This window comes from Plantactinospora sp. B24E8 (genome assembly GCF_039871735.1).
GTDB lineage: Bacteria > Actinomycetota > Actinomycetes > Mycobacteriales > Micromonosporaceae > Plantactinospora.
In genome coordinates this window covers 556,693-570,142 of record NZ_JBDPMH010000001.1, presented here as the reverse complement: position 1 = coordinate 570,142, position 13,450 = coordinate 556,693, and the positions used below count along the sequence as shown (strand labels likewise).

14 protein-coding genes are annotated in these 13,450 nt (G+C 71.3%); 4 read left to right on the top strand and 10 right to left on the bottom strand.

Annotated elements, in window-relative coordinates:
- The first annotated feature begins 242 nt into the window (after positions 1–242).
- Together ABGB21_RS02690 and ABGB21_RS02685 are read left to right on the top strand one after the other, a co-directional pair.
- A complete protein-coding gene (locus ABGB21_RS02690; protein WP_347676201.1) occupies positions 243–1,799 on the top strand; it encodes a DEAD/DEAH box helicase in 1,557 nt (518 codons plus the stop codon).
- A gap of 96 nt (positions 1,800–1,895) precedes the next feature.
- On the top strand, positions 1,896–2,519 hold the full coding sequence (locus tag ABGB21_RS02685; RefSeq protein ID WP_347658564.1) for a putative glycolipid-binding domain-containing protein: 624 nt from the start codon (positions 1,896–1,898) through the stop codon (positions 2,517–2,519).
- 145 nt (positions 2,520–2,664) lie between these two features.
- On the opposite strand, the gene ABGB21_RS02680 is transcribed toward ABGB21_RS02685, so the two are convergent.
- Positions 2,665–3,132, bottom strand: coding sequence for an Lrp/AsnC family transcriptional regulator (locus tag ABGB21_RS02680; RefSeq protein WP_347658565.1), 468 nt, complete (start codon positions 3,130–3,132; stop codon positions 2,665–2,667).
- Positions 3,133–3,380: 248 nt separating this feature from the next.
- Between ABGB21_RS02680 and ABGB21_RS02675 the strand changes: the two genes are divergently transcribed.
- Complete coding sequence (locus tag ABGB21_RS02675; RefSeq protein WP_347658566.1) at positions 3,381–3,662, top strand: BldC family transcriptional regulator; 282 nt, start codon at positions 3,381–3,383, stop codon at positions 3,660–3,662.
- Between the two features lie 189 nt (positions 3,663–3,851).
- Here the strand turns inward: ABGB21_RS02675 and ABGB21_RS02670 are convergent, their stop codons facing one another.
- Positions 3,852–4,481: a UbiX family flavin prenyltransferase gene (locus tag ABGB21_RS02670; RefSeq protein ID WP_347658567.1), complete on the bottom strand. Its 630-nt coding sequence runs from the start codon at positions 4,479–4,481 to the stop codon at positions 3,852–3,854.
- Between the two features lie 205 nt (positions 4,482–4,686).
- Between ABGB21_RS02670 and ABGB21_RS02665 the strand changes: the two genes are divergently transcribed.
- A complete protein-coding gene (locus tag ABGB21_RS02665; RefSeq protein WP_347658568.1) occupies positions 4,687–5,658 on the top strand; it encodes a terpene synthase in 972 nt (323 codons plus the stop codon).
- Positions 5,659–5,682: 24 nt separating this feature from the next.
- On the opposite strand, the gene mqnP is transcribed toward ABGB21_RS02665, so the two are convergent.
- From mqnP to ABGB21_RS02625, 8 genes are all read right to left on the bottom strand, one after another.
- Positions 5,683–6,594 carry a menaquinone biosynthesis prenyltransferase MqnP gene (gene mqnP, locus ABGB21_RS02660; protein WP_347658569.1) on the bottom strand — a complete coding sequence of 304 codons (912 nt, stop codon included), beginning with the start codon at positions 6,592–6,594 and terminating at the stop codon, positions 5,683–5,685.
- Positions 6,591–8,054 carry a menaquinone biosynthesis decarboxylase gene (locus ABGB21_RS02655; RefSeq protein WP_347658570.1) on the bottom strand — a complete coding sequence of 488 codons (1,464 nt, stop codon included), beginning with the start codon at positions 8,052–8,054 and terminating at the stop codon, positions 6,591–6,593. The genes mqnP and ABGB21_RS02655 overlap by 4 nt, the downstream gene beginning before the upstream one ends.
- Before the next feature lie 105 nt (positions 8,055–8,159).
- Positions 8,160–8,564, bottom strand: a complete 405-nt coding sequence (locus tag ABGB21_RS02650) for a hypothetical protein (RefSeq protein ID WP_347658571.1) — start codon at positions 8,562–8,564, stop codon at positions 8,160–8,162.
- A 97-nt stretch (positions 8,565–8,661) separates the two neighbouring features.
- On the bottom strand, positions 8,662–9,291 hold the full coding sequence (locus ABGB21_RS02645; RefSeq protein WP_347658572.1) for a LysE family translocator: 630 nt from the start codon (positions 9,289–9,291) through the stop codon (positions 8,662–8,664).
- Between the two features lie 89 nt (positions 9,292–9,380).
- Positions 9,381–10,376: a c-type cytochrome biogenesis protein CcsB gene (gene ccsB, locus ABGB21_RS02640; RefSeq protein ID WP_347658573.1), complete on the bottom strand. Its 996-nt coding sequence runs from the start codon at positions 10,374–10,376 to the stop codon at positions 9,381–9,383.
- The gene (locus ABGB21_RS02635; RefSeq protein ID WP_347658574.1) at positions 10,376–12,028 is read right to left on the bottom strand and encodes a cytochrome c biogenesis protein ResB; all 1,653 of its coding nucleotides are present in this window, start codon (positions 12,026–12,028) and stop codon (positions 10,376–10,378) included. The genes ccsB and ABGB21_RS02635 overlap by 1 nt, the downstream gene beginning before the upstream one ends.
- Positions 12,028–12,858 carry a cytochrome c biogenesis protein CcdA gene (locus ABGB21_RS02630; RefSeq protein ID WP_347658575.1) on the bottom strand — a complete coding sequence of 277 codons (831 nt, stop codon included), beginning with the start codon at positions 12,856–12,858 and terminating at the stop codon, positions 12,028–12,030. The genes ABGB21_RS02635 and ABGB21_RS02630 overlap by 1 nt, the downstream gene beginning before the upstream one ends.
- Positions 12,858–13,448: a TlpA disulfide reductase family protein gene (locus ABGB21_RS02625; protein WP_347676199.1), complete on the bottom strand. Its 591-nt coding sequence runs from the start codon at positions 13,446–13,448 to the stop codon at positions 12,858–12,860. Before ABGB21_RS02625 ends, ABGB21_RS02630 begins: the two co-directional genes overlap by 1 nt.
- Positions 13,449–13,450 lie beyond the last annotated feature (2 nt).

Below are 13,450 nucleotides of genomic sequence, written 5' to 3'. Positions count from 1 at the left end.
GAATCGACGGCGACTCTGGTCGCGGCGGGCCATCGCGAAGATGCGCCCCGCTTGAGAGGTTTTTCTTGACCAGCTTTGCTGACCCCAGCACCTTTCCGTCCGTATTCGACACGCAATCCGAATCACTCGAATCTGTCGTTTCTCCGGAGCAGATTGTTTCCGGAGCGGAATCTGCGCCGAATGCGCACACCGATGCCCCTGTTTCGGCTGATCTCGCTGATTCCGTTGAGGCGACCGAGGCGGTGACCACGCCGGAGGCCACCGACTTCGCCGCCCTGGGGCTGCCTCGGCAGCTCGTCCGGGCGCTGAACCGGGAGGGCATCACCAGCCCGTTCGAGATCCAGCGGGCCACCCTGCCGGACGCGCTCGCCGGTCGGGACGTGCTCGGCCGGGGGCAGACCGGCTCCGGCAAGACCCTCGCGTTCGGGCTGCCCGTACTGGCCCGGATGGCGGCCGGGCCGAAGGCCCGTCCGAACCACCCCCGGGCCCTGATCCTGGTCCCCACCCGGGAACTCGCCATGCAGGTCAACGACGCGCTCATGCCGCTCGGTCGGGCCGTCGGGGTGTTCCTCAAGACCGCCGTCGGCGGTGTGCCGTACGACCGGCAGATCGACTCGCTGCGCCGGGGTGTGGAGATCATCGTGGCCACCCCGGGCCGCCTCGGGGACCTGATCGAGCGGGGCGTCTGCCGCCTCGACGACATCCAGGTGACCGTCCTGGACGAGGCCGACCAGATGGCTGACATGGGCTTCCTGCCGGACGTCACCGAACTGCTCGCCAAGACTCCGGCCGACGCGCAGCGGCTGCTCTTCTCCGCCACCCTGGACGGTGACGTCGACACACTCGTCAAGCGGTTCATGACCGATCCGGTCACCCACTCGACGGCCCCGCCGACCGCCGCCGTGTCCACGATGGACCACCACATGCTGTTGATCCCGCCGCACGACAAGTTCGCCGTGGCGGCGTCGATCGCGGCCCGACAGGGTCGGACGATGATGTTCGCCCGTACCCAGATGGGCGTCGACCGGCTGGTCGCACAGTTGGCCGAGGTCGGGGTCCGGGCCGGCGCGCTGCACGGCGGCAAGACCCAGCGGGTCCGTACCCGTACCCTCGCCGAGTTCAAAGAGGGCCGGATGAACGTCCTGGTCGCCACCGACGTCGCGGCACGCGGCATCCACGTCGACGGGGTCTCGCTGGTGGTGCACATCGACCCGCCGAAGGATCCCAAGGACTACCTGCACCGGGCCGGTCGTACCGCCCGGGCCGGGGAGTCGGGGGCGGTGGCGACGCTGGTCCTGCCGAAGCAGCGCCGCTCCACCCTGGCCGTGTTGCAGAAGGCCGGCGTGGAGCCGGCCCAGACCCGGGTACGCGCCGGCGACCAGGTCCTCACCGAGGTGACCGGGGCCCGGCAGCCGAGCGGCGTACCGGTGGTCGACGAGCCGCCCGCGCCGCGCCGCACCGGTGAGCGTCGCTACGGCGACCGGCCCCAGGGCGAACGACGCTACGGCGACCGCCGTCACAGCGACCGGCCCCAGGGCGAACGGCGTTACGGCGACCGACCCCAGGGCGAACGCCACTACAGCGACCGGCCCCAGGGCGAACGGCGTTACGGCGACCGGCCCCAGGGCGAACGCCACTACAGCGACCGGCCACACGGCGAACGGCGTTACGGCGACCGCCCGCAGGGTGAACGGCGCTACGGCGACCACCAGGGACGCGACGACCGTCGCCCGGACGAGCGACGCGGACCTCGTGAGCGCTGGTCCGACGAGCGGCGACGCCCGACCCCGACCCGCTGAACCGTCCCGGCGGGGGCACCGTAGCGTGCTCCGGTGCCCCCGCCGGTTCCGGCTTGTCCGGTCCCGACGTCGGCCGGGCCGGTAGCCTCCGTAGGCATGTCGAGCCTGCCGAAGTCGCTGTTCTGGGTACGTACCGACCTGCCCGGCGCCGACCATGTCACCGTCGACGACCGTCGGGGTCTCTCCGCCCGGGGCACCCTGCTCGCGGTTGATCCGGTGCCGTTCACCTGTCGCTACGAGCTGCGCACCGACGAGCACTGGACGACCGAGGGATTCGAGGTCAGCTGCGAGGGCGCGGGGTGGCTGCGTACGCTGCGGCTGGTCCGCGCGGCCGGCCGGTGGCGGGCCACCACGGCAGAACAGGGCGACCTGGACGCCGCGTTGGCCGCCACCGGGCGACCGCCGGCCGGTTTCCCCGGTACGGAGCAGCCGGAACGGCTCGCCGAGGCGGTCGACGTGGACCTGAGCGGTTCCCCGCTGTTCAACACCCTTCCGGTACGTCGACTGCGGCTCACCGAGGCCGCCCCGGGGACCACCCGGACCGTCACCGTCGTCTGGGTGCTGCTGCCCAGCCTGCAGGTGCTACCGGTGGAGCAGACGTACACGGCACTGGACACGCGGACGGTGCGCTTCGCCGTCACGGGCTTCACCGCCGACCTCGCCCTCGACGCGGACGGCTACGTACGGAACTATCCCGGTCTGGCGGAACGCGGCGCCTGACAGCCGGATTCCGGCTCTCGGAGACCCCGGTGGAGCCGGGCCACGTTTCCACAGTGGTGGCTCGGCTGGTCGGAGCCGTCGCGGAGTGCCGCACCGGAACAGCGGCCGGGCCCGATCCGCGCCCAGCAGCGTGACAGGCCGGCGGTCAGGCCGGTCCGGGGCGGGGCGGGGTGACCGGCTGGGGCCGGTTCTCCCACTTGGTCGACAGGGCCACCCCGGTCCGGGTCGAGGCGACCCCGGCGGTCCGGTTCAGCCGCAGAATCAGCTGTTCCAACTCGGCAATTGTGCCTACCCGCGCCTTCAGCAGGAACGACTCGACGCCGGCCATGAAGTAGCAGGATTCGATTTCCGGCATGTCCCGAATCGCGGCCAGCACGTCGTCCGTGTCGCCGCCCGAGTCCTGCACGATGCCGATCAGCGCCGTCACGCCGAGCCCGATCGCCTCCGGCTCGACCTCGGCCCGGTAGCCCCGGATGACGCCGCCGGCCTCGAGCTTGCCCACCCGTTCGTGCACCGCCGGCGCGGACAGGCCCACCTGGCGGGCCAGTTCGGCGTACGAGAGTCGGGCGTTGCCACGCAACAGCTCCACGAGCGTCAGGTCGATGGAGTCCACGAGGTGAGACCCTAGTCGGAGTCGACGGAGGCGCCGCGAGCGGCAGCGACATTGTTGCTGACAAAGGCGCGCGAATGCCGTAAATCGTGCCGAGTAACCTCACAGACAGTACGTTTTCGCGTTTGCCGGACACGACATCCCGGCGGTGTTGTAATTGCCGTACGTCCCTTAAACGAAGGCTCTGGCAAGCATGTGTTACAGGGACGGTCCTACCAGTCCGGGGGCTTCGTAGACGCGAGGAGGGGGCTGTGGACACAGGAGATCGTCTGCTGACACCGGGCGAGGTGGCAGCGCTCTTCCGCGTCGATCCGAAGACCGTGACACGCTGGGCCGCGGCCGGGCGTATCGGGAGCATCCGGACACCGGGTGGGCATCGGCGCTTCCGCGAGTCGGAGGTGCGCGCGTTGCTCGAGGGCGAGGGCATGCTCGACGAGGTCGACGACGGCATCGCGAACCGGCCACGGAACGCCGGTCCCGCGACCCCGAGCGGCCCCGGCCCAGCCGGCGCCGGCAACATGGGGATGCACTGACCGGACGGGCAGGGGCCCTGGACGCGCGTACCGTCGTCGCGGCGGCGGTACGTCGGCCAGACACCGGCCGCCGGACAGCCGGGGCAGCCAGCTCCGGCGTCGGTTGCGGTGCACGGGGCCGGCACGGGTCGGACCGGCCGCGGATCACCGCCGTCGACGCACCGCGGCCGGGGTGACGCGGGCCGGGGGTCAGCTCCGGTCGGCGCCGAGCTCGCCGGCCCAGCGCTGGAACAGCGTGTGTGGTACGCCGATGGCGTCCAGCACCTTTCCGGCGACGAAGTCGACGAGTTGCCCGGCGGTCGCGCCGGCACCGGCACCGTAGAAGCCGGGGCTGGCCGGCAGCACCACCGCGCCGGCGTCGTGCAGCGTGATCAGGTGCTCCAGGTGGCTGCGGGTGACCGGAGTCTCCCTCGGCACCACCACCACCGGCCGGCGCTCCTTGAGGTTGACCTCGGCGGCCCGCTGCAGCAGGTCCTTGGAGAGGCCGATCGCGATCCCGGCGCACGCCGCCGTACTCGCCGGCACCACGACCATGCCCCGCGTCGGATACGACCCGCTGCTGGGCCCGGCGGCGATGTCCCCGGCCGGCCAGTACGTCACGTCCGCGTCGGACAGGTCGCGTCCCAGCCAGCTGGCGAGGTCGTCCTTCCAGTGCGCGTCCCGGAACGGCCGCCCGGTCTCGTCGAGGATCGTCAACCGGGCCGCCCTGGAGACGACCAGATCCACCGCCTCGCCGGCGTCGAGCAGCGCGCCGAGCACCGCCGCCGGGTACGGCGTACCCGAGGCTCCGGAGACACCGATCACCCACGGCCGTCGCATACCCTCCAGCCTGCCCGAACCGTTTCCGGCCCGACCAGCCGACCCCCACCCCCGGGCCAGACCACCGGGCGCACCGGCGGAAAGCACCGACAGGTGACCGGATCATCACCAACTGCAAGATCCGACAAGGGCGGCGGGGACCACCCCGCCCGTCGAACCTGAAATCCTGCTCGCGTACGTCACCCGTGCGAGCAAGGAGGACCGGATGGCCGGGCTCCCGTCCTGGGTCGCCGAACTCGACTGTCCGATTCCCGGGCGGCTGTCCCCGTTCGCCGATCCGGTCCAGGACTGGCTGCTCGACTGGGTGGAACGGGTCGACGGGCCGCTCGACCCGGCGGCCCGGCAGCGGCTGGCCCGCAGCGGCGTGGCCCGGTACGCCGGCCGGCTCTACCCGGACGCCAGCGAAGCCGACCTGCGGGTGCTCACCGCCCTGTTCCTCTGGTTCTTCCTCCTCGACGACGCCTGCGACGGCACCGGCACCCCCCGGCCGGCGCAGGTCAGCGCGCTCTGCGCCGAGGTGCTCCGACTGCTGCGCGGGGAGTCACCGGTTCGCCCGGAGGCGTTGCCCGGCCCGTTGCGGCGGATGCTGACCCACGCCTGGCAGACGCCCCGGCACCGGATGACCGCCGGCTGGCGGGCCCGCTTCGTCGACGCGGTGGCACACCACCTCCACGGGGTGGTGGCCGAGGCGAGCAACAAGGCGACCGGTCGGCGGCCCGATGTCGCCAGTTACGTGCCGCTGCGTCGGGCCACGTCGGCGGCGTACGTCTCGTACGCCCTGATCGAGTTCGCCACCGGGTGCCCCGTACCGGACGCCGTCTACCACCACCCGGCGGTACGCGCGGTCGCCGACAAGGCCAACGACCTGCTCTCCTGGTTCAACGACCTGCTGTCGTTGGACCGGGACGCCGCCACCTCGGGCGGGCACAACCTGGTGCTGGCGGTCGCCCGCGAGCAGCGGATCACGGTCGAGGCGGCGATGCCCCTGGTGGTCCGGCGCTGGCGGGAGGCGATGCGCGACTTCGGTCCGCTGCGTGCCGCCGTGCCGTCCTTCGGCCCCGACCTGGACGACGCGCTCGGCCGCTACCTCGACGGGGTGGCGAACTCGGTACGCGGCACGATGGACTGGTCGCTGGAGAGCGCCCGTTACGCCGACGCCCTGACCGTCAACCGGTGACCCCCGGCGTGTCCCGCCGGCCGTTCAGACCCCGAGGTGGAACCGGACGACCAGGTCGAGCAGCGCGAAGACGAAGAGCGTGATCGCGACGAACCCGTTGGCGGTGAAGAAGGCCCGGTTGACCCGGGACAGGTCGGTCGGGGTGACCACCAGGTGCTGGTAGCCGAAGGCGACCGCGGTGACCGCCAGCCCGACCCACCAGAGCCAGCCCAGCCCGACCACCGCACCGAACCACAGGAACAGGCCGAACGTCACCACGTGCGCCACCGTCGAGGCGTGCAGCGCGAACCGCTTGCCGTACCGGGCGGGGACGCTGCGTACCCCGATCTCCCGGTCCACCTCGGTGTCCTGACAGGCGTAGATCAGGTCGAAGCCGCCGATCCAGAGCCCGACCGCCGCGCCGAGCAGCCACGCCGGGCCGGAGCCGTCGAAGGTGCCGGTCACCGCGAGCCAGGCGCCGACCGGGCCGACCGCCTGGGCCAGCGCCAGGATCGCGTGCGGCCAGTCGGTGAACCGCTTGCCGTACGGGTACACCACCAGCGGGATCGCCGCGAGCGGGGCGAGGGCCAGGCAGAGCGGGTTGAGCGCGGCCGCGGCGGCGAGGAAGACGACCAGGGCGACGATCGCGCCGGTCCAGGCCGTCCGGACGCTCACCTTCCCGGTGACCAGCTCCCGTCCGGCGGTACGCGGATTGCGCGCGTCGATCCGCCGGTCGATGATCCGGTTCGCCGCCATCGCGAAGGTCCGCGCGCCGACCATGGCGACGGTCACCAGCGCCAGGTCGCCCCAGCGGACCCGGCCACCGTGCAGCTCCATGGCGGTCAACGCCGAGAGGTACGCGAACGGCAGGGCGAAGACCGAGTGTTCGATCATGACCAGCCGCAGGAAGGACCTGACCCGCCCCGGCGCCTCCGCCACCGCTGCCGTCGTTGTCATGAGACCCCGTACTCCTTCCAGCGTTTGTCGACCAGTGCCCGGATCTCGGGCGACATGGTCATCTCCTCCGGCCAGCCTCGGGTGTAGCCCTCGGTGGGGAGCTTGCGGGTCGCGTCCACGCCGGCCTTGCCACCCCAGAACTGCTGGTACGACGCGTGGTCCAGGTGGTCCACCGGGCCCTCGGTGAGCAGCAGGTCGCGGGAGTAGTCGACGTTGCCGAAGGCCCGCCAGGCGACCTCGGCGTAGTCGTGCACGTCGCAGTCGTCGTCGACGACCACGATCAGCTTCGACAGCGAGAGCAGGTGGGCGCCCCAGATCGCGTTCATGATCTTCTGGGCGTGTTTCGGGTAGCGCTTGCGGATCGAGACGATCACGCAGTTGTGGAAGACCCCGGCGGTCGGCAGGTCGTAGTCGACGATGTCCGGGATCAGCAGCTTGAGCAGGGGCAGGAAGATCCGCTCGGTGGCCTTGCCAAGGCCGTGGTCCTCCTGCGGCGGCTTGGACGTGATGATCGAGTGGTAGATCGGGTCCCGCTGGGTGGTCATCGCCTCGATGTGCAGCACCGGGAAAGGCTCGACCGGGGTGTAGAAGCCGGTGTGGTCACCGAACGGGCCCTCCGGCAGCCGTTCCCCCGGCTCCAGGTAACCCTCCAGCACGATCTGCGCGTGTGCCGGCACCTGCAGCGGCACGGTCAGGCAGTCGACCATCTCGACCCGCTCGCCCCGCAGGAAACCAGCGAAGAGGTATTCGTCGATGTCGCCCGGGAGTGGCGCGGAGGCGGCGTAACTGACCACCGGGTCGCAGCCGATCGCGATCGCCACCGGCAGCCGCTGGCCGAGCCGTTCCGCGACGGCGTGGTGGGCGGTCGAGTCCTTGTGGATCTGCCAGTGCATGCCGAGCGTGTTGTGCGAGTGCTGCTGCAGCCGGTAGAGGCCGAGGTTGCGCTTGCCGGTCTCCGGGTGCTTGGTGTGGGTCAGCCCGAAGTTGTGGAAGATGCCGCCGTCACCGGGCCAGACCTGCAGGCCGGGCAGCCGGTTCAGGTCGACCTCGGCGCCCCGGTAGACCACCTGCTGACAGGGCGCGGTCTTCACCTTCCGCGGCGGCACCGACTTGAGCTGCAGGACCTTGCCGAGCCCTTCCCGGATCCCCGACCAGCCGACCGGCAGCTCCGGCTTGACCAGGGCGCCGATCCGGTCGCCGATCTCGTCGAGCCGGTCCACGCCGAGCGCCATCGCCATCCGACGCTCGGTGCCGAAGAGGTTGACCGCGACCGGCATCTCGCCCCGGGTCGGGCGTTCGAAGAGCAGCGCGGGGCCGTGCGCCCGGACCGTCCGGGTGACCACCTCGCTGATCTCCAGGGTCGGATCGACCGGTACCGGGACCCGGTGTAGTTCGCCGGCGCCTTCGAGCGCGCCGACAAAAGCCCGGAGATCGTCGTACGGGAAGCCACGAGCCGCCATGGCCGCTAGTCTGTCGCACCCCCCGTCCAGCGGCCCGACCCGGGTCCCTCGGCGTGACCCCGGCCGTGCCGACCCGGGTGGGCGTGGCCAGTCACCGCCGCCCGGTCACAGCAGACCGAAGCCGAGCAACAGGGTGGCCACGGTCAGGCTCACCCCGCCGAGCACGGTCAGCCAGATCAACCCGTTGGGTCGGGTGTCCGAGGGGCGTACGACGGACAGGAAGAAGCCGAGCGGCATCAGGATCGGCGCGGCGACGAAGAGGACGCGGATCAGGGTCAGCGTGCCGGCGCCGTACCCGGTCCGGTCGAGGTAGAGCAGGGCGACGAGGGCGAAGAGCACCAGCACCCCGGCGTGTGCGTGCCCGGCGGTCCACAGGCCCCGGCGGACCGGATTGTCGAGGTAGCCGGGTATCCGGCGGACCAGGTGCATGAGCAGGGAGAGTCCGCCGAACGCGATCGTCGACACGGTGATCAGCAGGATGGCGGCGGTGGTCTGGGTGGCGGGTGTCATCAGGGGCTCCAACGGGACGACGAGCGGAACTTTCCGCTGTCAAGATTGATCCCTGGACGAGCATCTTGTCAACAGCTAGATTTGTTGGTCGGGCCGGTCAGGCAGATTCGGTGGCGAGCCGGGCGCTGAAACCGAGCATCGCGGCGCCCGTGAACCCGTCGAGCGCCCGGCGTACCCGACGTCGGGAGAGCAGCCGCCGGGCCCGGTGCAGCGCCCCGACCAGCAGCAGCAGATAGAGCAGCGACAGCACCGCGTGACTCAGCGCGAAGACCAGCAGTACGGCGACCGGCGCCCCCGGCGCCACGAACTGCGGCAGCACCGCCAGGTAGAACGCCAGCACCTTCGGGTTGGTGATGTTGGACAGGAAACCCTGCCGCCACCCGACGACGGCCTGCCCGGGCAGGGTCGTACCGTCACCGTTCAGGCTCGGGTACCGGCCGAGCCAGGCCGACCGCCAGGCCTGGATCCCGAGGAAGGTCAGGTAACCGACGCCCAACCACCTGATGGTCAGGAACAACGGCTGCGACTGCAGGATCACCGCACCCAGCCCGGCCGCCGCCGCACTGCCCTGTACGGCGTTGGAGCTGGCCACCCCGATGGCACTCCAGGCACCACGGCCCCGACCGGCGGCCAGGGTGTTCCGGGTCACCACCGCGAAGTCCGGACCGGGCACCAGCACCAGCGCCACCGCGAAGACCAGGAACGTCCCGTACGCCGTCCACGACATCGCCCGAGCGTAAGATCAGCCGGCCACCCACGCCGGCAGGTCACCGGTCGACCAACACTCCGGGCCCGGCACCCTGCCCCTGCGACGACTCAGTCGAGTCCGCCGTACGAGTGCAGACCCTCGAAGAAGATGTTCACGCCGTACAGGTTCATCTGCATGGTCAGGAAGCCGATCACCGCGATCCAGGTCGCGACCGGACGCTTGACGCTGGGCGTGGCCCGGGCGTGCAGGTAGCCGGCATAGACCACCCAGGAGATGAACGCCCAGGTCTCCTTCGGGTCCCAACCCCAGTACCGACCCCAGGCCGCCTCGGCCCAGACCGCGCCGGCCATCACCGCGAAGGTCCAGATCGGGAACGCGAAGGCGTGCAGCCGGAAGGCCATCCGCTCCAGACTGGCGGCGGCCGGCACCCGGGCCCCCAGGGTGTACGGGAAACTGCGCTTGCCCTGGTCGTACCCGTTGCGGATCAGGTACATCACCGCCGGCACCGCGCCGAGCAGGAACAGGCCGGAGGAGAGCGCCGCCGCCGAGACGTGCACGACGAACCAGTACGAGTTCAGCGCCGGCACCAACGGCACGATCGGCACGTAGAGCACCAGGCCCGCGACCGCGAGCAGCAGCACCATGGCGAGCGTGACGAAGAGCCCGAGGTGCCGGACCGTCGGCCGCCGGTGCAGCAGCACCAGCCAGGCGACGGTGCCGACGAAGGTGACCGCCAGCACGTACTCGTACATGTTGCCCCACGGCATGCGGTCCGCGGCCACCCCACGGGTGACCAGCACCGCGAGGTGCAGCACGGCGGCGACGACGGTGAGCGCGACCGCCGCCCGCCCGAGCAGCGCGACCCGGGTCGACGCTGTCCCGCCGGGCGTCGAGCCGGCCGGCACCTTCACGACCGGGTCCGGGCCGGCTGCGGAGTCGGCCGGCGCGCCGGCGCCGACCAGCGCCAACTCCCGCTCCGGCCGGAGCGCCGCCCGGCCGACCCGGCTGCGGTTGCCGAAGGCGTACTCGGCGGCGTGGCAGATCATGGCCAGCAGGTAGCCCAGAATCGCCACCGCCAGGAGCTGGTCGGAGAGCGCAGCCATCAGTCGGTCTCCTCTTCCGTCGCCGTCCGGTCGTTCCGGGGCGACCCCGTCGCCGTCCGGTCGTTCCGGGCGGCGGCGACGAGCCGGTCGAACTCTTCGGCAAAGCCTGAGTAGTCGGTACGGGGCAACCCGCCGACCTCCACCAAACTACTACGATCCGTCGTGGACGTGTCGGCGGGTACCGGAACCACCCGGAACCACACCCGACGGCGGCGGGCGAACAGCGCCGGCATCAGCCCGAGCAGCAGCAGCGCCGAACTGACCAGGACGATCGTCTCGCCCGGGTCGTACCGGACCGAGATGGTGGCGTACGGGCGGGTGCCGAGGAACTCCACCGTCGTACCGTCGTCGAGCGTCCACTTCTCACCCGGCCGTAGCAGCTTGCCCTCGCCGACCTGCTTGAGCCGACCGTTGTCGACCTGCCGCCGGTCCAGCGAGTAGACCGAGTTCGGAATCCCGGCGTCCAGGCCGAGGTTGCCCCGGTACGGGATCAGCATCAGCCCCGGCGACCGCTCGGCCGGGTACTCGGAACGGACGAACGGCCCCTGCGCCGGAGTGGTCGGCAGGTAGAGCCCCTCGAAGCCGACCTGCAGGTCCGGGGCACGCTCCCCGGTCTTCGGGTCGATGTTCACGTCCGGGAAGATCGCGACACCCTCGCTGGTCAGGTTCCCGTCGATGCTGAGGAACGCCTCGTCGCTGGTCTGCGACTTCCCGTACCGGTCGGTGTAGCGCACGATCGGCGCGTAGCCGTGCCCGAGCAGGTAGACGCTGGTCCCACCGCCCAGTCGCAACGGGTCGTTCACCGAGAAGCTCACCGGACGCGGCGCCCGGCCCTGCTCCTTCAGCAGCGCTTTGGCCCGGAACGACTCCGGCTGCCCGGTCGGCAGGAACCCGGCCTCGAAGTCGGTCAGCTCCAGACAGAACGGCGGCAGGCGATCACCGTCCAACCGGTGCCCCAGCTTCGACTCGCTGTACTGCTGCAGCGTGTTGCAGAACGCGTTGTCCGGGCCGGCGACCAGCAGTCGGTTGCCGTGCCAGCCATACCACGAGCCGAGCCCGACGCCGACCAGCACCCCGATCAGCGAGATGTGGAAGAGCAGGTTGCCGGTCTCCTTCAGGTAACCCTTCTCCGCCGACACGGTGTCGCCCTGGACCGCCACCCGCCAGCGCCGCTTCCGCAGCATCGCCGCGACCGCGGCCAGGTCGACGTCGGGGTCGGTCAGCACCGCGTGCCGGGGCAGCCGGTCCAGCCGCCTCGGCGCCGCCGGCGGCACCGCCCGCAGCGCGCGGACGTGGTCGCGCAGCCGCGGCACGATGCAGCCGATCAGCGAGGTGAACAGGAGTACGTAGATCGCCGAGAACCACGGCGAGGCGTACACGTCGAAACCGCCGAGCCGGTCCACGATCGGATACCAGTCCGGGTGGTCCCGCTGGAAGCCCTGGACGTTCTCGAGGCTGACGTTGCGCTGTGGCAGCAGCGAACCCGGGATCGCGGCGACGGCGAGCAGGAAGAGCAGGACCAGCGCGGTACGCATGCTGGTCAACTGCCGCCACGAGTTGCGCAGCAGGGCCAGCGGTGCCGCGGTACGCCGACGCCCGGGCGCCTCGACGGCCTCCGGCCCGGTGGTCGGGCGGTCGTCCACGGTCGACATCAGATGCTCACCTCGCCCACCCCGACCGTGGTCTTCAACCAGATGTTGATCTCTCCCCAGCCACCGGTGATCAGCGCCAGCCCGATGATGATCAGCAGTACGCCGCCGACCCGGGTCACCCAGCGGCTGTTCCGGCGCACCGCCCGGAAGAGCCCGAGCAGGCGGTGGAACCCCAACCCGAAGACGATGAACGGCACCCCGAGGCCGAGGCAGTACGCGATCGCGAGCACCACCGCCCGGTCGGCCTGGCCGCTCGCCGTACCCATGCCGAGCACCGCGCCGAGGGTCGGGCTGACACACGGCGCCCAGGAGAGCGCGAACACCGCCCCGAAGACCGGGGCGCCGAGCAGGCCGGCGTCCGGCAGCCGCCGGATCCGAAACTCCCGCTGCATGCCGGGAATCAGCCCGAGATAGGAGAGGCCCAACACCACGATCACCGCACCGACCACGATCTCCAGCGGTCGCTGGTGCGCGAACAACGCCTGACCCAGCGCGGTGACCAGTACGGCGGTGAGGGTGAAGACAACGGTGAAGCCGGCGATGAAGAGCAGCGTGCCGGCAAGCACCCGCCCCTGCACCCGTACCCGGGACCGGGTCGGCCGGGTCGCGACCGCGACCCCACCGGCAGCCTCGGGGCCGGCGCCCGGGCCGTCCGCCGCGTCCCGCCGCTCCAGGTCGTTGCCGGCCAGCCCGGTCACGTACGACAGGTAGCCGGGCACCAGCGGCAGCACACACGGGGACAGGAAACTGACCAGCCCGGCGAGCGCCGCCGCGCCGATGGCCAGCAGCAGCGGACCGCTCTCGGCGATGCTGGCGAACGTCTCGCCCATCAGCCCGGCCCGCCCGCGGCCGGCTGCTCGCCGGCGAGTCGGCCGACGATCGGCTGTAGCGTCTCCTGCTTGGTCGACGCCCGGATCACCACCGCGATCCGCCCCTCCCGGTCCAGCACCACGGTCGCCGGAATCGAGTTCGGCGGTATGTCGAAGGCGAGCGCCAGTTGGCTCGGCGGGTCGAACAGGCTCGGGTAGGTGACCTTGAACGCCTCCTCGAACGCCCGGGCCTTGTCCCGGCCGTCCTGGATGTTGATGCCGACGAACCGGACGCCCTGGTCCTTCGTCGCCTGGTAGGTCGCCTCCAGGTCGTCGGCCTCGGCCCGGCAGGGCGCACACCAGGAACCCCAGAAGTTGACCACCACCACCTGGCCCCGGTCCTGCGCCAGGTCGTAGCTGCCGCCGTCGAGCAGTTCACCGGCGACCTTCGGGGCCGCCGGCCGGTGCTCCGGCGCGCACTCGATGATGCCGTCGGTGGTCGTACAGTCGTCCTGCCACCGGCCGCCGTCACCACCCGAGCAGCCGGTCAACGCCAACGACGCGGCGGCGACGAGCGAAACGCCGAGGCCGACACGCCGGGGACGACTCATCG

What these genes read in the sequence shown, in the direction of transcription:
- ABGB21_RS02635 (WP_347658574.1), bottom strand. Translation starts at nt 12,028, where the DNA reads ATGTCGACCGTGGACGACCGCCCGACCACCGGGCCGGAGGCCGTCGAG.
- ABGB21_RS02645 (WP_347658572.1), bottom strand. Translation starts at nt 9,291, where the DNA reads ATGTCGTGGACGGCGTACGGGACGTTCCTGGTCTTCGCGGTGGCGCTG.
- mqnP (WP_347658569.1), bottom strand. Translation starts at nt 6,594, where the DNA reads ATGACAACGACGGCAGCGGTGGCGGAGGCGCCGGGGCGGGTCAGGTCC.
- ccsB (WP_347658573.1), bottom strand. Translation starts at nt 10,376, where the DNA reads ATGGCTGCGCTCTCCGACCAGCTCCTGGCGGTGGCGATTCTGGGCTAC.
- ABGB21_RS02655 (WP_347658570.1), bottom strand. Translation starts at nt 8,054, where the DNA reads ATGGCGGCTCGTGGCTTCCCGTACGACGATCTCCGGGCTTTTGTCGGC.
- ABGB21_RS02685 (WP_347658564.1), top strand. Translation starts at nt 1,896, where the DNA reads ATGTCGAGCCTGCCGAAGTCGCTGTTCTGGGTACGTACCGACCTGCCC.
- ABGB21_RS02625 (WP_347676199.1), bottom strand. Translation starts at nt 13,448, where the DNA reads ATGAGTCGTCCCCGGCGTGTCGGCCTCGGCGTTTCGCTCGTCGCCGCC.
- ABGB21_RS02630 (WP_347658575.1), bottom strand. Translation starts at nt 12,858, where the DNA reads ATGGGCGAGACGTTCGCCAGCATCGCCGAGAGCGGTCCGCTGCTGCTG.
- ABGB21_RS02665 (WP_347658568.1), top strand. Translation starts at nt 4,687, where the DNA reads ATGGCCGGGCTCCCGTCCTGGGTCGCCGAACTCGACTGTCCGATTCCC.
- ABGB21_RS02650 (WP_347658571.1), bottom strand. Translation starts at nt 8,564, where the DNA reads ATGACACCCGCCACCCAGACCACCGCCGCCATCCTGCTGATCACCGTG.
- ABGB21_RS02670 (WP_347658567.1), bottom strand. Translation starts at nt 4,481, where the DNA reads ATGCGACGGCCGTGGGTGATCGGTGTCTCCGGAGCCTCGGGTACGCCG.